We start from the raw sequence: 19916 nt of genomic DNA on the forward strand, positions 1-19916 counted from the left end.
AATGGCAGAGCTTTGCCCGCTGTTCAGCGGCAGCACGGGAAACAGTTATTATATCGGTTCAAAATCTTCGGGCATTTTGGTGGATATCGGACGCAGTTGCAAGCAGGTGACGACTGTCATGCAGCGCTGCGGTATAGACCCGCTTTCCGTGCAGGGCATCCTCATTACGCACGAGCACAGCGACCACATCAGCGGTCTGCGTGTGTTCGCTTCCAAATACCATATTCCCGTGTTTGCCTCTAAGGGCACGCTGGGGGCCTTGGAATCGATGGGAATTTTAAACGACAAATATCCCGCCTACACGATTGAAGACACGTTAGAGCTCGCCGGAATGCACGTAAACGCGTTCCACACGCCACATGACTGCGCGGAGAGCTTCGGCTACCGCATAGAAGCCGAAGACGGACACACCGTCACTGTCGCGACGGACATTGGACACATCACGCCGGAGGTGGAAGAGAACCTGCACGGCACAGATCTTGCGGTCATCGAATCGAACCACGATATCGGTATGCTGCGCACGGGGCCGTACCCGTACAGCTTAAAGCGGCGCATTTTATCGGACTTCGGGCATCTCTCAAACACCGCGTGCGCCGACCTGCTGCCGGAGCTTTTTGAAGACGGCACAAAGCACTTTTTGCTGGCGCATTTGAGCCGCGAGAACAACACGCCGGACATTGCGCGGCAGACCGCCGTCTGCGGTATGCAGATGGCGGGCGTGGAGAACACGGAGGACTACATATTGCAGGTCGCGCCGATTGAAAACCTGACCGGCGGCGCCATCACATTTTAACATAGGGAGACAATATGCTGGAGGTAAAGCTGATTTGTATCGGTAAGCTCAAAGAAAAATATTGGCGTGACGCCGTGCAGGAATACGCAAAGCGGCTTTCCGCATTCTGCCGGTTCCAGATCATCGAACTGAGCGAAGCGCGCCTGCCGCAGGATCCGAATGCGGCGGAGATTGCAAAGGCGCTCGGCGAGGAATCGAAGGCGATTTTGGCGGCGGCGGGGCGCAGCGCGCTTTACACGCTGTGCATTGAGGGCAAGCTTGTCTCCTCCACGCAGCTCGCGCAGCAGATCGACGCGGCGGCCGTAAACGGGGAGAGCAGCTTAGCGTTTGTTATCGGTTCGTCACACGGGCTGGACGACAGCGTGAAGCAGGGCTCGAAGCGCATTTCCATGTCGCCGATGACGTTTCCGCACCAGCTGGCACGCGTTATGCTGTGCGAGCAGCTGTACCGCGCGTTTTCCATCAACGCGGGCACGAAGTACCACAAATAATTTGAATACGAAAGGTTGAACGACATGATTAAGATCGAACGTACAAGCGTCATGAACTTTGAAAACGCCATCAGAGGCGCACGCAACCCCATGAACAGCTGGGGCCGCATGGACAGCCACACCGAGCCGGACGGCACGTTCGTTTTCGGCGAAAACGACCTGAGCCTTGCAAAACGTCTGTGCAAGGCGGGTACGGATCACCGCAAATTCATCCGACAGATCTTCGTTTCGGTCGACCTCACCGCGCCAATCTACTGGTGGAAGGAATTCGACACGTATAAGGTGGGCACCGTGGCGAACTCCACGAGCACGATGCACAAAATTCAGGCGAAGACGTTTGAAGAAGCGGACTTCAGCTGTGACCGTATGGTGCCCGCGGCAAAGGAGAGCCTGATGCAGACCATTGGCGTGCTGGAAAAGCTGCGCGTGGAATTTGTGGAGACGAAGGACAAAGACCTTTGGTACAGCCTCATTCAGCTTTTGCCTTCGAGCTACAACCAGATGCGCACCTGTACCATGAACTACGAGAACATTGCGAACATGTATTTTGCGCGCCGCCACCACAAGCTGGACGAGTGGCACGTGTTCTGCGCATGGGCAGAGGAACTGCCGTATTTTAAGACGCTGTTTATTGAAAACGATGCGTAAAAAGGCGTAAAACACAGAAGATCGGTAGGTAAAATGCGCTGCCGGTCTTCTTTATTATTTCTAAAATGTGAATTTTTTGAAAAAAACTGCCTCATCGGTAGTTTTTTTATTCCAAATCCCTTGACAAATTGCAAAAATAAAAATATACTAATATTACTTTCGACAGGATTAGTTGAAACGATATGGGATATGAAAATGACAGGAGGATATAGCATGAAAAGAAAAAAGCCATATATTCGTTTAACGAATTCCGAATTTGCGATGATGCAGCTCCTTTGGGAGGCCGGCCGTCCGTTGAACCGTGCGGAGATTATGGAGATTGCGTTGCGTGACCCGGAGAATCCGCTGTTTGCGAAGAACTCCTTCCACGTCATCATCAACAATCTGATCGGTTACCAGTTCATTGCAGCTTTCATCAATGACGGCCCCGGCAGAAAGAATGCCCGCCGCTTCGCGCCTTTGCTGACCCGCAATGAATATGCCGGTTTGCAGATTGCTACGACTGAGCACTACAAGGCTTCCGATATTCCGGAGATTGTTGCCGCTATCTTTAAGTACACGAAGGACGCGGATAAGGAAGAGCTTCTCCCGAAGATTGAAGAAGCTGTGCGCCGCTGTAAGTAAACGGAAAACAACATACGCTATGAAGACGGCAGGGGTTGCTCTGCCGTTTTTCTTTTTTACAAGGAATTCGACGGGAAAACGCCTGAATATACAGAATTATATAATTGTATGCAAATTTGATATAACGCGAAGCGAAATTGACTGAACGGATTTTTATAAAGGATAACAGTCGTTGTCACAAAAGTACAATCAATAAGCTTTTATATTACTTGTTCCTGTCATTGCCATAAAGAAAGAAGCGGAGACGCCCTCAGAAACCGGAGCGTCTCCGCTTTTTGCATGCAAATAGAGTTTAAAGTGTCAGTTTCATGCCGTCGTAGGAAATTTCGATGTCATGCGGCGCGGCAAGCTCCACGAGCTCGTCATACAGAAGATGACCGTTGTGCGAGAAGTGGTTCATCACGCAGTGGGTGTGTTTGTCCACAATGCCGAGCGCTTCGAGCTCCTCCTTGAGGCGGATGACCTCCGGCGCGCCCATGTGCGTGCTTTTAAAGCCGCAGTCTTCATAGCCGAGCGTAGTGTCGAAGCTGAAAAGATCGGCGGGCTTTTTCTGCGCCTTGAGGTAATCCCACACCTCTGGAAAATAGTAGCCGCTGTCGTGCATATAGAAGACAGATTTATCCTCGCGTGTATCGACAATGTGGTACACGAACGGCTGGTGCGAGGGGTTCATGTGGTTTGCGGGCAGCGGCGTTACGCGGTAGGGACCGGCTTCCACGGTCTCAAACGGCTTTAAGATGTGCCAGTGCATGGCGCTGTCGCTTTTTTCGTCAATTTCCCAATCGGCGCAGCGGCGGAAATAATCGTAGGTTTCCTGTGCGCAGTAGATTTCAAGCTCGGGGCTGATCATCTCAAGGCTGTAAACGGAGCCGCGCACGGTGAGCTCCTGCGGGTAGAAATGATCCATGTGAAAGTGCGTGACAAACAGATACTTCACACGGCTGAGATCGAGATTATTCATGAGCTTGTGCATGTAGGTATCCGGCGGCAGGTCGAGCAGAAGATCGTCATTGACGATAGCCTGCGAGCGTGTGCGGATGTTTTTGCCGCCGAGGCGCTGCGCCTCTAAGCAATATTTGCAGCGGCAGAATACGGCAGGCCAGCCCTCTGCGGCGGCGGTGCCAAGATATTGAAACTGCATTTTGTACCTCCCAAATCGAGAATAGACTTTTCTATTTGATTATACGGGCGAAAGGACGGAAAAACAAGGGTAATTCCGTACAAGAAAAACGTCGTGCAGTACCGCACATAGCACAATGAAAAACGCCTAAAGCGTTTCAGCCTTAGGCGTTTGCCGGAAAACGAAGATATTTATGCGTCGATCTTCATGTCACCGTCCTTGACCCAGCCGATCTTGCGGAAGATGAGGTCAAAGACAAAAGAAAGCACAGCCGGGAGCACGAAGCAGATGAGCACAAGGCCCAGCCAGTCCATAGCGGTGACGGCTGTTTTGGCACCGGCAGTAATGTCGTTCAGCCAGCCGGTATAAACGCCGATCTGCCCCACAAGGCCGCAGGTCCCCATGCCGCTGGAGATCGGTGCGCCGTTCATCTGCATGCCGAAAATGCATGTCGCGATGGGGCCCGTCACAGCGGAAGCGAGCGTAGGCGCAAGCCAGATGCGCGGGTTCTTGATGATGTTCGGCACCTGCAGCATGGAAGTGCCGATGCCCTGCGCAAAGAAGCCGCCCCAGCCGTTATCGCGGAAGCTGATGACCGCAAAGCCGATCATCTGCGCACAGCAGCCTGCAACGGCCGCGCCACCCGCAAGGCCCGTCAAACCGAGCGCCGCGCAGATGGCCGCGCTGGAGATCGGCAGCGTCAATGCAACGCCGACGATGACGGAAACGAGAATGCCCATGAGGAACGGCTGCTGGGTGGTTGCCCACATGATCAGGTTGCCCACGCTGGAAGCCGCCGTGCCGATGTACGGCGCGAATAAGTACGCGAGGCCGCAGCCCGAAAAAATAGTGACGAGCGGCGTGACGATGATGTCCACCTTCGTCTTTTTGCTGACGAGCTTACCGAGCTCTGCCGCGATGATGGCGAGCACGAGCACCGCGAGAGGACCGCCTGCGCCGCCGAGCGTGTTTGCCGCGCCGCCGACTGCGACGAGCGAGAACAGTACGAGTGGGGGCGCCTGCAGCGCGTAGCCGATGGCGACCGCCATAGCGGGGCCGGCTGCGGACTTTGCATACCCGCCAATCTCATCGAGCAGCGGAATGTTAAGCTGTGTACCGAGCGTGGAAATGATGGTGCCGATGAGCAGGGAAGCAAAAAGCCCCTGTGCCATGGCGCTCATGGCATCGATAAAGTAGCGGTGCAGATACACCTTGACTTTGCTTTCTTTTTTGGAAGAAGTTCCCTCCATTTTTGTTCAATCCTTTCTTTTTACGGAGCGCGAAAGGTTCTCCGGCGCTCCTGGGTTTTACGCAAACGTGCGCTGCGCAGAATACGCGAGAAAGAATCTATATTGACTATGTTGCCGTCTGCCTCTGTCCGTTTTCGGAAGAACGCTGCGCCGCCGGGGGATTCCCGGGCTATTTGGTCACAGCAGCCGCGTAATGGCGGTACATCGGCAGGCGGCCGTTTGGGTTACGCGTTAAAGAATACCACAAAATTCACCTGTTTGCAAGGCGGCTGCAAAAAGACGGAGTTTTCCATAGTTTCCTTTGCAATCGGCGGCGAAATATGGTATACTATATTACTAATAGATTTACGGCTTGGAATCAAAGGGGTGTTTATACATAAGTTGGCTGAAAAGGAAGAAGCACCGTACTTAGAAAAACTGGACGGCGTGCGGTTCAAAATGGCCGCGCCGTTTGATTTCTCGTTTTTGAAACGATACGGCAAGGTGTTCAAGGTCTATGATGACCAGGATTCCGGCAATATTTGCTTCGGTGTGCGGAATGAAAACGGCAAGCGTGTTTTTGTGAAATTCGCCGGTGCGCCTACCGCGCGGTACACGGGGCAAAAGGAGGATGCAATCGCGAGCCTTAAAAACGCGTCCGGTTTATATCGGGCACTCACGCACGAAAATCTCATTCGGCTCATCGAAAGTCGGGAGATGGGCGGAGGCTGGGTTTCGGTGTTCGAGTGGACGGACGCGATCTGCCTCGGGCGACAGTACCCGGAGCAGCATGCAGCGTTTGTGAAATTGCCTACGGAAACGCGCATGAAGGTTTACAGAGACATCTTATATTTTCAGAGCTTTGCGGCAAAAAAAGGCTATGTGGCGGTTGATTTATACGATTCGACCGTGATGTATGATGTTGAAAACCGGCGAACCGTGCTGTGTGACATTGATTTTTACCGTAAGATGCCGACCGTAAATGATATGGGGCAGATGTGGGGGAGCGCAAGGTTTATGTCGCCGGAAGAATACGAGCTCGGCGCGGTGCTTGACGAAGTGACGAACGTGTACACGTTGGGCGCGATGGCGTTTGCGCTGTTTTCAGAGTGCGACCGCAGCGCGGAGGCGTGGCCGCTGAGCTCGAATCTGTATACTGTCGCAAAGAAAGCGGTCAGCGAGGAACGAAGTGCGCGCTATGAAAGCATAGATGCGCTGTTAAGTGCGTGGGAAACCGCGCGCGGAGAGGAGTTATAAAATGGAAAACAAAAAGTATGTCATCGGCGCCGATATCGGCGGCACGACGGTGAAGCTTGGTTTATTTGAGGAAGACGGCACTTTGCTTGAAAAGTGGGAGATTCCGACCGTGATTGAGGGCGACGGCACGGCGGTGCTGCGTGATATTGCGGCGGAAATTCAAAAGTGCAGGGAAAAGCACAACATTCCCGCAGACGGTATTTTGGGCGTGGGCGCGGGCATCCCCGGACCGGTGACGGCGGACGGTGTGGTGCACCGCTGCGTGAACCTCGGCTGGGGCGTATTTGATGTGCGCACGGCGCTGGAAGAGACCGTAGGGCTTCCGGTTGTGGTCGTGAACGACGCGAATGCTGCGGCGATGGGTGAAGCCTGGAAAGGCGGCGGCCGTGGCAGCGAGAACGTGGTATTCATCACGCTTGGCACGGGTGTCGGCGGCGCGGTCATTTCGGATGGACGCATGGTAGCAGGCGCAAACGGCGCGGCGGGTGAGTTCGGCCACATGACGATCAACCCCGCGGAGACGGAGACGTGCGCGTGCGGCCGCCGCGGCTGCGTGCAGCAGTACGTTTCAGCTTCGGGCATTGCGAGACTGGCACGAAAATACCTTGCCGAACATGAGGAAGAAAGCGCTTTGCGGAGTGTCGAGAAGCTCACAACAAAAGACGTGTTCGATGCCGCTAAAAACGGAGACGGCGCGGCAAACGCAATCTTAGAGAATGTGTACGATGCGTTCGGCTACACCATCTCTGCCGTGTGCACGGTGGCAGACCCCGAGGTCGTCGTCATCGGCGGCGGTGTCTCGAAAGCGGGCGAGATGCTCGTAGAAGGTGCGAAGAAAGGCTTCTTGAAATACGTATTTTACCCCAATACCGACGTTCGGTTCAACTTGGCCGTGCTCGGCAACGACGCCGGCATTTACGGCTGCTGCAAGCTGCTTTTGGACAGCCTTGCGTGATAAGAACGGAAAGGATAGGAAGAAATGGATAATTCCAAAACAGAGCTATTTGAATCGATGCCGATCCCGAAGGCGGTCGTAACGCTTTCGGTGCCGTCGGTCATCAGCTCGCTTGTGATGGTCATTTACAGCCTTGCCGATACGTTCTTTGTCGGCATGATGAACGACCCGGTGCAGAACGCCGCTGTTACGCTGGCGGCACCGCTTCTGCTGGCGTTTAATGCCGTCAACAACCTGTTCGGCATCGGCAGCTCCAGTATGATGAGCCGCGCACTCGGACGCAAAGACTACGATACCGTGTACCGCAGCTCGGCGTTCGGGTTTTACGCTTCTTTGATTTGCAGCCTGTTGTTTTCTCTGTTGTACGGCGTATTGCAGTCGCCGATCTTGGTGATACTCGGCGCGAATGCCGAAACGATACAGGCAACGGCGGATTATTTGTTCTGGACTGTGCTGCTCGGCTCCGCGCCGTCCATTTTGAATGTCGTGCTGGCGTACCTTGTGCGCGCGGAGGGCTCTTCGCTGCACGCGAGCATCGGCACCATGTGCGGCTGCCTGCTGAACATTGTGCTGGACCCGATTTTCATTCTGCCGTGGGGCCTGAACCTCGGCGCGGCGGGCGCGGGCTGCGCGACCTGCCTTTCCAACACCGTGGCGTGTCTCTACTTCTTCGTGCTGCTGTTTGTGAAGCGCGGCAAGACATATGTGTGCATCAAGCCCAGCATGTTCCGCCCATCGAAACAAATTGTCAAGGGCGTGTGCGGCGTTGGAATCCCGGCTTCCATCCAGAACCTTTTGAATGTGACCGGCATGACCATCCTCAACAACTTTACGTCCGCGTATGGCTCTGACCCGGTGGCGGCCATGGGCATCGCGCAGCGCGTCAACATAGTGCCGTTCCAGATTGCGATGGGCTTTTCGCAGGGCATTATGCCGCTGATCAGTTATAACTACACGAGCGGCAATATCAAACGCATGAAAAAGACGTTCATGTTCACGGCGAAAATTTCGCTTGGCTTTATTCTGGCCGTGATGCTGACGTTCCTGTTTGCGGCGGAGCCGATCATCTCCATGTTCATGAAGAACGAGAGCATCGTCGCGTACGGCGCGGCGTTCCAGCGCGGCTTCTGCTTTGCGCTGCCGTTCTTGTGCATCGATTTCCTCGCGTTGGGCGTGTTCCAGTCGTGCGGTATGGGGATGAAATCGTTCATATTCGCTGTTGTGCGCAAGATCGTGCTGGAGATTCCCGCGTTGTTCGTGCTGAATTGGCTGTTCCCGCTGTACGGTCTCGCGTATGCGCAGTTCGTCGCAGAGCTGATCCTCGGTACCATCGCCGTTGTCGTGCTTGTGAGAATGTTCCGCAGGCTCGAAAGAGAACATGCCGCACCGTATGTGAGCGATTCGGAAAGCGTGAAGTAACACCGTTCTGCCGGGAAGCGTGGCTAAAAGTTTTCGCCAGCCTTTAGAAATAGAATATAAAGCTAAAAAAGGAACGGTTTGTACGCCGTTCCTTTTTGTATACACCGAAAATAACGCTTGACTTTTTGCTTTCTATCCGTTATTATAAAAATGATAATTATTATTATTTTAATAGGAGGAGCAAAATGAATAACAAAGCGTTTTATAATTTGACATACGGCGTGTTTTTGTTGGCGGCAAAAGCGGAGGAAAAGGCGAACGCCTGCATTGTGAATACCGGCGTGCAGGTCGCGGGGAGCCCTGTGCGCGTGGCGGTTTCCGTGCTGAATACGAATTACACCTGCGCGCTTATTAAGGAAAGCGGGCGGTTTACGTTGAGCGCGTTGGATGACAGTTGCTCGTTTGAGACCATTAAGCACTTCGGTATGCAGAGCGGTCGCGACGTCGATAAGCTGCATAGCCTGCCGATGCCGACAGACGAAAGTGGCGTACCGTATCTGAACTGGAGCACCTGCGCGCGGTTCAGCGGCAAGGTGACGCACAGTGTTGACCTCGGCACGCATACGCTGTTCATTGCAGAGGTGACGGAAGCCGAGGTGTGCAGCGACCGCGCTCCGCTGACCTATGCGGATTACCAGAATAAGCTGAAGCCGAAGTCGGAGAAGGTCGAGCGAGAGCAGAAGATCGTCGGCTGGCGGTGCAAAATTTGCGGGTATGTGTATGAGGGCAGCGCGCTGCCGGAGGACTACGCATGTCCGTTGTGCGGGCACGGAACGGATGATTTTGAGCCGGTTTATGAAGAGTAAAGGAAAAAGGAACGGTTTGTACGCCGTTCCTTTTTGCATGTCCTATTAAAATTTACAGCGATATTTCACGGGTGTGAAGAGCGAACGGTGTAAAGCCCGGTGCTTCCTTACCGAATGGCTTTTTGCTTATCTGCAATGCGCAGGAAGAGGAAGCCGAGCGCAAAGAACACTGCGAGACATGCCACCGCCACGTTGATGGTGCCGCCTGCAAGCTTTACGGCTGCGATGACCGCAGAGCCGAGGAAGGACGCGCCTTTTGAGAAAATATCGTAGATACCGAAGTATTCGCCGGAGTTTTCCGCCGGGATGATCTTGGAGTAATACGAGCGCGAGAGCGACTGGATGGAGCCTTGGAAGCAGCCGATGAAGAACGCCAGAATCGCGAAGTGCAGGAGACTGCTGAGCATGAGCGCGTACAGCGCGATGCCGAAATAGCCCGCAATACAAACGAGAATGAGCGTGACGGTGTTGTATTTTTTCGAAAGCTTTGCGAAGACGAGCGAGCCGCCGAACGCAACGACCTGCGTTGCGAGCAGGAAGACGACCTGACCGACCGTGTTGAGGTTCAGGTCTGTGCCGATATTGATGGCGTTATCGATGATGGTGCCCACGCCGTCTATGTACAGGAAGAATGCGATGAGGAAGAACAGCACTTTTTTGTCGTGCGTCGCGATGTTTTTGAGGGTGTGGAAGATTTTCGCGAATGCCTTGCGGATATCATGCCCTTCGGTTTCCACATAGTTGCGCTGCTTAAAGCCGCGGATGAGCGGGATGGTGACGAGCAGCCACCACACGGCCGTCACCGTGAAGCCGATGCCTTTAGAGAGCATATCCGGCAGCACGCCGACCATATCGGGTCCAAGCACATAGGCGATGAGCGCGATGAGAAACGGGATGCACGAGCCGATGTATCCCCATGCAAAGCCGTAGGACGAAACCTCGTCCATGCGTTCTTCGCTGGTGATGTCGTTCAGCATGGAATCATAGATGGTCAGCGACGCGCTGTAACAAATCTTCGTGAACACAAAAATGATGAGGAACAGCAGCCAGCCGGTGATGAAGCCGTTTAAAATGCAGCCGAAAATACCGAGCGTTGCCGCGGTGGTGAACAGCACCTTTTTCTTATCTTTGTGATCGGCGAGCACGCCGAAGATCGGCCCTAAAAGCGCCACGACAACGGTGACGACCGCCACGGCGATGGAATAATACGCCGTTGCCTGATGCGAGTTGATCTGTCCCGGCGCAGTGCCGATGGCGAGGCTCTTGAACCAGATAGGGATGAGCGAGCAGGAGAGCATGGTGAACGCGGAGTTGCCCACGTCGTAGAGCACCCATGCGAATTCCTGTTCCGTCAGCCCGCGGAAGACCTTGAGCCGGTTGAGTGCGTGAAAAATTGATTTCATGTGAAGACCTTACTTTCTTTTTAAAATCAGGTGCGTGCTTTCGGTCTTACATTGTAGCGCCGCCCTGTTAAATCCGTGATGTCGGTTTGTAAAGGGGAGGAAAATTATGCACTCCTCTTTGTCCATTGTGCCCCTCTAAGCTTTACAAAAACTATCACTGTGTCTATTTTATCATAGATACGAACAAAATGCTATAAAACTATTTTTGCATCGATAGAAATTCGGGCAGAATATAATACAATATACACAAAAAGAGCGGGGAGAACCTCGCTCTTTCCGAATTTATATGTATGGTTTATGTATCGAGGCGCTCTAAATCGGCGCAGATGCGGTCGATGATCTCTTCCTGCATCATGTCGGGCGTGAGGGTCTGCTCGTTTAATGCGGGGGCGTAGTCCTTTTCGTTCCACCATCTGCGCATTTCCTTTTCGCCGAACTCCGTGCGCTTGTCCTTCGTTTGGTGGCGGCGGAGCGTCTCCTCAAACGGGAGGTCAAAATAGTACGCGCAGATATTTTCGCCGTAGAGCGCTTTTGCGGCATCGAAAAGCGGGGTGTACCATCGGCTGTTCAAAATACCTTCTAAAATGACGAGCTCGTTGTGCGCGTGGCCGTACTCAAGCAGCATGATGAGCACGTCGTTTGCGCGGGTGCCCGCGCCGTCGTTCGTCTTTAAGATGTCGCGGCGGATGACATCTTGGGACAGTAGCATGGTGTTTTTGCCGAACTTTTCCTGTAAAGCTCTTGCGATGGTCGTTTTGCCGCTGCCGCTGTTGCCGCGCAAGGTGATGAGCTTTTTCATGTGGTGCTCCTTTACGCTTTTTTTGATGGGATGGCGAATGACCGTTTTCCACTTTTCCGGCGCGACCTTACGGGCATCGCTGAGGTAGATCTCGTGGTGCAGGCGCGCGGCGGTAAAGTCGTTTATATAGCCGTTTTCGGCGAGAAACGTGTCCATCAGCGCCACAGATGCGGGCTCATCGTCAAACGCGCCGTGGTGCATGATCTGCACGCAAAGGCCCTCGGCGATCGTCAAAAACTCCGCTTTGCTGCAATCAAGCTTTTTCTTCTTTTCGGCGGTCTGCACGGCCCAGGCGAAATCATCCGGCGTGATGAAATCCGGCAGGCGGATGACGGAGACCCAGTGGAAAGCAGATTTATCGGCATAATCGATGCTGTCCGTATTCTCCTGCCACCAAAAGCCCTCAAGCGGCGGCACGACATACTCGAAAAAGCCCTCGATGCGGTGGTCGGTCTTATAGCTCATTTTAAGCGTGTAGGCGATCGCGTACAAAACGCTGATGGCCTGCTGATACGCGCCGTCCGGCTCGTTTGGGTCGCCGGTGCCGCGCACTGCAATGTAGTTTGCAGGCGGCACAGTGACGATCTCCGGCTTGTTTTTCGGCATGTAGAATTCTTTGTATTCTTTCTTAAAATCAAAGGGCATGGGAAAACCTCATTTCATAATATTGTTACGACCCGGTGGAGCGGTAATGGCGCACGCCGAATTTCCAAAAGAGATAGCACGGCACGATAAACACGCAGGCGATGACGGGCAGAAGCATCGCGCGGGCGTCGTTGTGGCGGCCGATGAGGTACATCAGCGGGTAATACTGCACGAGCGCGTAGGGGACGATGTAGGTGCAGAACGTCAGTACGCCTTTGCCGTAGATGGAAAGCGGGTAGCGCCCGTGCTCGCGCATGCCGTCTGTTAAAATATTGATGAACTCGAGTCCCTCTAATGTGAAAAAGCATAGCCCGGCGAAGATCAAATACACGCCTGCAAAAAGCACAATGCCGCCTAAAATCATGAAAATGAGCGTCATAACGCGCGCGGCGCACCAATCGATTGGGCAGTTTTGAAGCGCCCAGATCAGCAGGAAAATTGCCATAATGCCCTTGCCGAAGCGCTCTAAATCCATGCGGCTGCACAGGACAAGAAAAACTTCATTGCGCGGGCGCACCAGAACGCGGTCGAATTCGCCGTTCCCGATCATGCGGTCAAACGTATCAAACCCACGGAAGAACAGCTCCGCGAGCGAGAATGATAACAGCACGATGGCGTAGCAGAGCGAAACCTCGGTGTACGTGAAGCCGTCCACCTGCTTAAATCGCATGAACATGAACTGCACGCCCCAAAAGCATGTGAGCGGTATAAATAGCTGCGCCAGTGCGGAAAGCAAGAACGAAGCCTTGTACTGCATTGCTTTCTTGATGTGGATAGACAGAAATTCAAAGTATAGTTTCATAGATGACCCCTTTCTTTAATATACTGCAAAACAAGAACGATTTGCCGGGCAGCGGAACGACTTGTCGTTCCGTTTATCCTCCCTGAATCACTACCCGCTTCAGCGCATTTTTCATGAGGGTGTGACCGCCGAGCACCAGGACGAGCAGCCAGAAGATTTGTAAGCCTACGGCGAAAGCGGCGTTCGTGCCGGCAATATCGCCGCTGTACACGCGGTACGGCACGTTGCTTGTGGCAGCGAAGGGGGTCAGCTCGCAGATTCTGCGCAGTGCGGGCGGGAAGAACGGCAGCGGCACTACGCCGCCGCAGAGGAAATCTGCCAGTGTGAGCAGCAGGGAGCGCAACCCGGTGGAAGAAAGGGTGTACATGGTGAGGACGTAGATGAGCAGTGTGAACGCCGTGCTGTTCAATGCGCCCAGCACCATGGTGAGCAAAAACAGAAAGAATGTGGGTAAATCTGTCGGCGCGGTCAAGTTATAGCCTGCGGGCAGAAGCGCCGCAACGACTAAGATCGGCACGGCGCGCAAGGCGACTCTGGAAATACGACCGGAGAGAGATTTCGTGTACCACATGGCGTAGAGGTCGACGGGGCGGCACAGCGAATACGAGATGCTGCCGGAGGTGATTTCCTCCAAAATGTCGCCGTCCAAGACCCACGAGGCGAACATAGCTAAAAACGCCTGCTGTATCCATGTGTAGTTGACGGTCGCCTGCAAGGTCATCGGAAAAGCGGTGGGGTCACTGCGGTAAAACGCGTGGTAGGCGAAGATGATCAAAAAGCCCCACGCAAATTGCGTAGAGATGCCTGCCAATGCCGCTGCGCGGTACTGCAAGCCCGTCACACAGCGCAGACGGAAAAACGAAATGTATTTTTTAAGTTTCACGGCGCACCTCAAATATCAAACTGTTTGTAGAGCGCTGCGAGCGTTTCGTCAATCTGCCCGCTGCCGCCGCGCCGAATGTCGTCGAGTGTGCCGTCTAATAAAATGCGCCCTTTGCCGATGAGCAGGACACGCTGCGCCAAGGCTTCCACGTCCTGCATGTCGTGCGTCGTTAAAATGACCGTGGTGCCGTGGCGCTTGTTCATATCAAGCACGAATTCGCGAACGGCGATCTTCGATACCGCGTCGAGCCCGATGGTGGGTTCATCCAAAAACAAGATGCGCGGGTCGTGCAGCAGGGAGGCGGCGATCTCGCACCGCATACGCTGCCCGAGCGACAGGCTGCGCGCCGGGGTCTTTAAGATCTCCGATAAATTCAGAAGGTCGGTTAAATCCCGTAAATTTCGCTTGTAAACATCTTCGGCCACGGCGTAAATGTCGCGGATAAGCTCGAATGAATCAATGACGGGCACGTCCCACCATAATTGACTGCGCTGCCCGAACACAACGCCGATCTGCGAAACATGCGCGCGGCGGTCTTTCCACGGCACGCGCCCGTCGATGACGCAGGTGCCGCTGTCCGGCGTTAAAATGCCGGAGAGAATTTTGATGGTGCTGCTTTTTCCGGCACCGTTCGGGCCAATATAGCCCACGGCCTCGCCGTCTTCAATGCGGAACGAAACATCGTTTAGGGCGTGGATTTCTTCGTACTCGCGGCTGAAAAATGCTTTTGCGGCGTTTTTAAAGCCTGCGTTTCGTTTTCGCACGCGGAAGGTCTTTTGTAAATGTTCTGCCTGAATCATAGTTTACTCCTCTTTTCCGTTAACGGTACGGACTTTCGGGCTAAAGCGAACACAGAAACTGAAACACGGGCTATCAGTTTAATACAATTTTTATAAAATGTCAATAATTTGCACAAAAAATCCTGAAATTCTATTACAAAAAGTGAAGTTATGGCGAAGACGCTTTTTTTCGGTATCTTTACATATAAACAGGAATTTGGCAGTGTGGAGCCGGAAATGCTAAAAGCAGCTTTAAAACGGATGCCGGCCGGGAAAAATTCGCACATTCACAAAGTATTTACAAATTTTGGTGTTGACATTTCCTGACCTTTGCAGTATAGTATAGACAAGGGTTAGCACTCGGGAACATAGAGTGCTAAAACCTGAGAGGTGCAAGTATGGAACTGACAAAACGCAAACAAAATATACTTGCCTCGATCGTAGACGGATACATTCGCACGGGCGAGCCGGTGGGCTCCAAGTCCATTGCGGAAAAAGCAGGTGTTTCTTCCGCAACGGTGCGCAACGAGATGGCAGAGCTTACGGAGCTGGGGCTTTTGGAACAGCCGCACACCTCCGCGGGGCGTGTGCCTTCTCAGGAGGGCTACCGCGAGTTCGTAGATGCGCTGATGCAGCCGAAAACGTTAACGGAAGCCGAAAAGCTTACGATAGACGCGATGCTTGCAAAGAGCGCGTTCGACCCGGAACGATTATTACGTGGCGCGGCGAAAACGCTGGCGGTCTCTACACGGTACCTTGCATTGAGCACCACGCCGAGCGGCGCGGATGCAAAGATCAAGGCGGTGCAGTTCGTGCAGACGAGCCGCCGCACCGCAATGCTTATTATGATGAGCAGCGCGGGTACCATGAAAAACAAGGTGTTTCACTGCGACTTTGATCTTTCAAACGAGATTATGCGCATTTTCTTCCGCGTGCTCAACGAGCGCGTGACAGGGCGCGATGTGGCGGAGATCAACCGGGCATTTGTGCAAAACCTTGCGATCTCGCTGGGTGATATGGCAATTTTGATGTCGCCGGCGCTGGCGGCACTTTTGGAAGTGGCGCTTGAAACGATGCAGACGGAAATTTCCGTAAGCGGTCAGATGAACCTGCTGTTCTACCCGGAATACAAGCTTGGCGGTGCACGCCGGGTGATGGATATTCTGGAAAGACGGGAGCTTTTGACAGAGCTTCTCGCAGGCAAGCAGAATCGCACGCAGATCAAGATCGGCACAGAGACCGGGCAGAACGCCTTGGCGGAATCGTCGGTCATTTGCTCACGGTACAGCGTGAACGGCAGAGATGCCGGCGCGGTCGCCGTGATCGGCCCGATGCGGATGCAGTACGCACACGTCGCGGCACAAACAGCATACGTCGCAGATCGTGTAGGCGAAATGCTTACGCGCATCATGCGGGAAGAATAGAGAAAGGAGCGTTGCCAGATGGCAGAGGAAAAGAAGCCTGTTCAGGAACCCGAGCAGGAAGCGAATACCGAGCCGGCAGAGGAATCTGCAAAGGCTGCGGAAAAGGAGAAAAAGAAAAAGAAGAGCGAGAAGATTCCGAAAGAGGATTACGACCGCTTGCAGGCGGAGTTCGACAGCCACAAGCAGCAGCACCTGCGCGTGCTTGCCGAGTACGATAACTTCCGCAAGCGTTCCGCAAACGAAAAGAACGCCGTTTACAATAACGCCGTTTCCGATACAATCAACGCGATTTTGCCGGTGGCCGATAATATCGACCGTGCACTGGCACAGGAAAATGTCTCCGCAGAGGATATGAAAAAAGGCGTTGAGATGATCGCAAACCAGTTCAAAGCGAGCTTTGAAAAGCTTGGCATCCGCGAAGTCGGTCAGGTCGGCGAGCCGTTTGACCCGGCGCTGCACAATGCGGTGGCGCACATTGAAAGCGACGAGCTTGGCGAAAACGTCATTTCGGCGGTGTTCCAGAAGGGCTACATGCTGGGCGATAAAGTCGTAAGACACGCCATGGTACAGGTAGCAAACTAAATCAGCAAATATCCATTTATATAGTAATTCAGAATTCACACACTTATTTGAGTTAAAGGAAGGTAATTGATATGGCAAAGACAATTGGTATTGACCTTGGTACAACAAACTCTTGTGTAGCGGTTATTGAAGGCGGCGAGCCGGTCGTTATCGCAAACGCAGAAGGCGCAAGAACCACCCCGTCTGTCGTGGCATTCTCCAAGACAGGCGAGCGCATGGTCGGTCAGGTCGCAAAGCGTCAGGCGATTACGAACCCGGACCGCACGATCTCCTCTATTAAGAGAGAGATGGGCACAGACCACAAGGTGACGATCGACGGTAAGAGCTACACCCCGCAGGAAATCTCCGCAATGATCCTCCAGAAGCTGAAGGGCGACGCGGAAGCTTACCTCGGCGAGAGCGTTACGAGCGCAGTTATCACCGTTCCGGCGTATTTCACGGACGCACAGCGTCAGGCAACGAAGGACGCAGGTAAGATCGCGGGCCTCGATGTAAAGCGTATCATCAACGAGCCGACGGCAGCAGCACTGTCCTACGGTATCGATAAGGAAGACGACCAGAAGATCATGGTTTATGACCTCGGCGGCGGTACGTTCGATGTTTCCATCATTGAGATGGGCGACGGCGTGCAGGAGGTTCTGGCTACGGCCGGTAACAACCGCCTTGGCGGCGATGACTTTGATAAGCGCGTCATGGACTGGATTGTCAACAGCTTCAAGGTTTCCGACGGCATCGACCTTTCCGGCGATAAGATGGCTATGCAGCGTATTAAGGAAGCGGCAGAGAAGGCAAAAATCGAGCTTTCCGGCATGACGAGCGCTTCCATCAACCTGCCGTTCATCACGGCGGATGCGACCGGCCCGAAGCATCTTGATCTCACGCTCTCCAGAGCAAAGTTCAATGAGCTCACCGCAGACCTCGTTGAGAAGACCATGGGCCCGGTTCGTCAGGCACTGAGCGACTCCGGTCTCTCCATCGGTGAGATCAACAAGGTTCTCATGGTCGGCGGTTCCTCCAGAATTCCGGCTGTTCAGGAAGCGGTTAAGAAGCTTATCGGCAAAGAGCCGTTCAAGGGCATCAACCCGGACGAATGCGTTGCAATCGGCGCCGCACTTCAGGCAGGCGTTCTCGGCGGCGAAGTTCAGGGCTTGCTGTTGCTTGACGTTACTCCGCTTTCTCTCGGTGTTGAGACCATGGGCGGCGTGATGACAAAGATCATCGACAGAAACACCACTATCCCGACCAAGAAGAGCCAGATTTTCTCCACGGCGGCTGATGGTCAGACGCAGGTTGAGGTCAACGTTCTGCAGGGCGAGCGTGAATTTGCACGCGATAACAAGCAGCTGGGTCTCTTTAAGCTCGACGGCATCGCTCCGGCTCCGCGCGGCATCCCCCAGATTGAAGTTACATTTGACATCGACGCAAACGGCATCGTAAATGTTTCCGCTAAGGATCTCGGCACCGGTAAGGAACAGCACATCACGATTTCTTCTTCCTCCAACATGAGCAAGGAAGACATCGATAAGGCTGTTAAGGCGGCTGAGCAGTTCGCAGAGGAAGACAAGAAGCGCCGTGAAGAGGTTGAGACGAAGAACAACGCAGAGAACCTCTGCTACCAGGCGGAGAAGCTCGTGAACGAGAGCGGCGACAAGCTGGAAGAGGCGGACAAGACCGAAGTGAACAACAAGGTTGCAGCCCTGAAGACCACCATGCAAAACGGCACGGTCGAGGAGATCAAGTCCGGCATGGATGAGCTGCAGAAGGCGATTTACGCGGTCAGTGAGAAGCTGTATAAGGCAAGTGCACCGCAGCAGGGCGAGCAGGCAGCCCCGGGCGCAAACCCGCAGCAGGGCGGCCAGAACCCGAACGGTGACGTCTACGACGCAGACTACAAGGACGTCGATTAAGTTTTATAAATGACACGTTCAAAAGTGCAAGGGGAGCCGAAAGGCGTCCCTTGCCTTTTGGAGTTTGCGAGGAGATGACAGCGGATGGCGGACAACAAAAGAGATTATTATGAAGTGCTTGGGGTCGATAAGAGCGCATCAGACGATGTGATTAAAAAGGCGTACCGCAAGCTTGCAAAGCAATACCACCCGGACTTGAATCCCGGAGATAAAAATGCGGAAGCGAAGTTTAAGGAAGTCAACGAAGCGTATGAGGTACTTTCTGATAAAGACAAGAAGGCACGCTACGACCAGTTCGGCTTTGCGGGCGTAGACCCGAACTTCGGCGGCGGCGCGGGCGGCGGAAATCCGTATGCCGGCGGCGCAGGCGGTTTTGATTTCACCGATATTTTCGACAGCTTCTTCGGCGGCGGTTTCGGGGGCGGCGGACGCCGTGCGAACCCGAACGCACCACGCCGCGGCAGTGACGTAGAGGCAAGCGTCACCCTTTCGTTTGAGGAAGCGGCAAAGGGCTGCAAGAAAAATGTGACCTACCACCAGATCGAAAATTGCCCGGATTGCAACGGCTCCGGCGCGGCTAAGGGCACAAGCCCCAAGACCTGCCCGAACTGCGGCGGCTCCGGCCAGGTGCGCATCAACCAGCGCACACCGTTCGGCGTGGTGCAGTCCACAAGCACGTGCGACCGCTGCCACGGCAGAGGCCAGATTGTCGATACCCCGTGCAAAACGTGCGACGGCAAGGGCAAGATCCGCCGCCAGAAGACGATCGAGATTTCCGTTCCGGCGGGTATCGATGACGATCAGATTCTGAATGTCGGCGGCAAGGGCAATGCCGGCTCCAACGGCGGTCCGAACGGCGACCTGCACGTATACATTACAGTTCGTCCGCATGCCATTTTCACGCGCCGCGGCAACGACGTTTGGTGCGATATGCCAATCACGTTCACGCAGGCTGCACTCGGCGCGGAAGTCACGGTGCCGACGCTCGACGGCAAGGTGAGCTACACCGTGCACGAGGGCACGCAGCCGGGCGACGTGTTCAAGCTCAAGGGCAAGGGTATCCAGAATATCAACGGCAGAGGACGCGGCGACCAGTACGTGCGCGTGACCGTTGAAGTGCCGAAAAACCTGAGCAAGCGCCAAAAAGAGCTTTTGCAGGAATTTGAACAGAATGCCGACGAAAAGAACTACCAGAAGCGGAAAAGCTTCTTCGGCAAGATCAAAGGCATGTTTGAAGACTAAACACATGAAAGTTTAAAGTATCCTCCGTTCTGTACAGAGCGGGGGATATTTTGCTATATAAGCTCTTTATATTTTCAACTTTGCGCTCGTTGTGCAGCTTGGTGTCGG

Annotated in this window: 19 protein-coding genes and 1 pseudogene; 12 read left to right on the top strand and 8 right to left on the bottom strand. The window is 54.0% G+C overall.

Translation table 11 applies throughout. From position 1 onward, the window contains the following. Position 1 precedes the first annotated feature (1 nt). From R2K26_RS14320 to R2K26_RS14335, 4 genes are all read left to right on the top strand, one after another. Positions 2-793, top strand: coding sequence for an MBL fold metallo-hydrolase (locus R2K26_RS14320; RefSeq protein ID WP_316523214.1), 792 nt, complete (start codon positions 2-4; stop codon positions 791-793). A 14-nt stretch (positions 794-807) separates the two neighbouring features. Continuing rightward, positions 808-1284, top strand: a complete 477-nt coding sequence (locus R2K26_RS14325; protein WP_316523216.1) for a 23S rRNA (pseudouridine(1915)-N(3))-methyltransferase RlmH — start codon at positions 808-810, stop codon at positions 1282-1284. A gap of 24 nt (positions 1285-1308) precedes the next feature. After that, positions 1309-1932: a hypothetical protein gene (locus R2K26_RS14330; RefSeq protein ID WP_176821467.1), complete on the top strand. Its 624-nt coding sequence runs from the start codon at positions 1309-1311 to the stop codon at positions 1930-1932. Between the two features lie 213 nt (positions 1933-2145). Beyond that, positions 2146-2556 (top strand): hypothetical protein, encoded by a 411-nt coding sequence (locus R2K26_RS14335; RefSeq protein WP_176821468.1) that lies wholly within the window; start codon positions 2146-2148, stop codon positions 2554-2556. Between the two features lie 292 nt (positions 2557-2848). On the opposite strand, the gene R2K26_RS14340 is transcribed toward R2K26_RS14335, so the two are convergent. Both R2K26_RS14340 and R2K26_RS14345 read right to left on the bottom strand, forming a co-directional pair. Beyond that, the gene (locus tag R2K26_RS14340; RefSeq protein ID WP_316523219.1) at positions 2849-3697 is read right to left on the bottom strand and encodes an MBL fold metallo-hydrolase; all 849 of its coding nucleotides are present in this window, start codon (positions 3695-3697) and stop codon (positions 2849-2851) included. Between the two features lie 170 nt (positions 3698-3867). Beyond that, positions 3868-4926 (bottom strand): PTS sugar transporter subunit IIC, encoded by a 1059-nt coding sequence (locus R2K26_RS14345; protein WP_316523222.1) that lies wholly within the window; start codon positions 4924-4926, stop codon positions 3868-3870. A gap of 381 nt (positions 4927-5307) precedes the next feature. Here R2K26_RS14345 and R2K26_RS14350 point away from each other — a divergent pair, with 381 nt between their 5' ends. The 4 genes from R2K26_RS14350 to R2K26_RS14365 all read left to right on the top strand — a co-directional run bounded on the left by R2K26_RS14350 (position 5308) and on the right by R2K26_RS14365 (position 9342). Then, on the top strand, positions 5308-6162 hold the full coding sequence (locus tag R2K26_RS14350; RefSeq protein ID WP_316523223.1) for a serine/threonine protein kinase: 855 nt from the start codon (positions 5308-5310) through the stop codon (positions 6160-6162). Position 6163: 1 nt separating this feature from the next. Further along, a complete protein-coding gene (locus R2K26_RS14355) occupies positions 6164-7117 on the top strand; it encodes an ROK family glucokinase (RefSeq protein WP_316523226.1) in 954 nt (317 codons plus the stop codon). 24 nt (positions 7118-7141) lie between these two features. Then, complete coding sequence (locus tag R2K26_RS14360; RefSeq protein ID WP_316523230.1) at positions 7142-8536, top strand: MATE family efflux transporter; 1395 nt, start codon at positions 7142-7144, stop codon at positions 8534-8536. Between the two features lie 185 nt (positions 8537-8721). Next, entirely contained in the window at positions 8722-9342 is a 621-nt protein-coding gene (locus R2K26_RS14365) for a flavin reductase (protein ID WP_316523234.1), read from the top strand. Between the two features lie 107 nt (positions 9343-9449). Here R2K26_RS14365 and R2K26_RS14370 read toward each other — a convergent pair whose 3' ends face one another. The 6 genes and pseudogenes from R2K26_RS14370 to R2K26_RS14395 all read right to left on the bottom strand — a co-directional run bounded on the left by R2K26_RS14370 (position 9450) and on the right by R2K26_RS14395 (position 14674). Further along, the gene (locus R2K26_RS14370; protein ID WP_316523235.1) at positions 9450-10745 is read right to left on the bottom strand and encodes an MFS transporter; all 1296 of its coding nucleotides are present in this window, start codon (positions 10743-10745) and stop codon (positions 9450-9452) included. 295 nt (positions 10746-11040) lie between these two features. Continuing rightward, positions 11041-11583 (bottom strand): kinase, encoded by a 543-nt coding sequence (locus tag R2K26_RS14375; protein WP_396897263.1) that lies wholly within the window; start codon positions 11581-11583, stop codon positions 11041-11043. Continuing rightward, positions 11560-12189 (bottom strand): annotated as a pseudogene (locus R2K26_RS14380) (GyrI-like domain-containing protein); the annotation flags it as partial. The pseudogene R2K26_RS14380 and the gene R2K26_RS14375, both read right to left, overlap by 24 nt. Before the next feature lie 25 nt (positions 12190-12214). Next, complete coding sequence (locus R2K26_RS14385; protein WP_316523238.1) at positions 12215-12991, bottom strand: ABC-2 family transporter protein; 777 nt, start codon at positions 12989-12991, stop codon at positions 12215-12217. Between the two features lie 73 nt (positions 12992-13064). Beyond that, positions 13065-13874: an ABC transporter permease gene (locus R2K26_RS14390; RefSeq protein ID WP_316523239.1), complete on the bottom strand. Its 810-nt coding sequence runs from the start codon at positions 13872-13874 to the stop codon at positions 13065-13067. 8 nt (positions 13875-13882) lie between these two features. Next, on the bottom strand, positions 13883-14674 hold the full coding sequence (locus tag R2K26_RS14395; RefSeq protein ID WP_316523241.1) for an ATP-binding cassette domain-containing protein: 792 nt from the start codon (positions 14672-14674) through the stop codon (positions 13883-13885). A 377-nt stretch (positions 14675-15051) separates the two neighbouring features. On the opposite strand from R2K26_RS14395, the gene hrcA reads away from it, so the two are divergent. The 4 genes from hrcA (at position 15052) to dnaJ (ending at position 19808) form a co-directional block, all read left to right on the top strand. Beyond that, positions 15052-16077: a heat-inducible transcriptional repressor HrcA gene (hrcA, locus tag R2K26_RS14400; RefSeq protein WP_316523244.1), complete on the top strand. Its 1026-nt coding sequence runs from the start codon at positions 15052-15054 to the stop codon at positions 16075-16077. Between the two features lie 18 nt (positions 16078-16095). Further along, complete coding sequence (gene grpE, locus R2K26_RS14405) at positions 16096-16659, top strand: nucleotide exchange factor GrpE (protein WP_176820116.1); 564 nt, start codon at positions 16096-16098, stop codon at positions 16657-16659. A 71-nt stretch (positions 16660-16730) separates the two neighbouring features. After that, positions 16731-18566: a molecular chaperone DnaK gene (dnaK, locus tag R2K26_RS14410; RefSeq protein WP_316523247.1), complete on the top strand. Its 1836-nt coding sequence runs from the start codon at positions 16731-16733 to the stop codon at positions 18564-18566. 84 nt (positions 18567-18650) lie between these two features. After that, complete coding sequence (gene dnaJ / locus R2K26_RS14415; protein ID WP_316523251.1) at positions 18651-19808, top strand: molecular chaperone DnaJ; 1158 nt, start codon at positions 18651-18653, stop codon at positions 19806-19808. Positions 19809-19916 lie beyond the last annotated feature (108 nt).

Origin of the sequence: Neglectibacter sp. CSJ-5 (assembly GCF_032490475.1) — a bacterium.
Taxonomy (GTDB): Bacteria; Bacillota; Clostridia; order Oscillospirales; family Acutalibacteraceae; genus Hominenteromicrobium; species Hominenteromicrobium mulieris.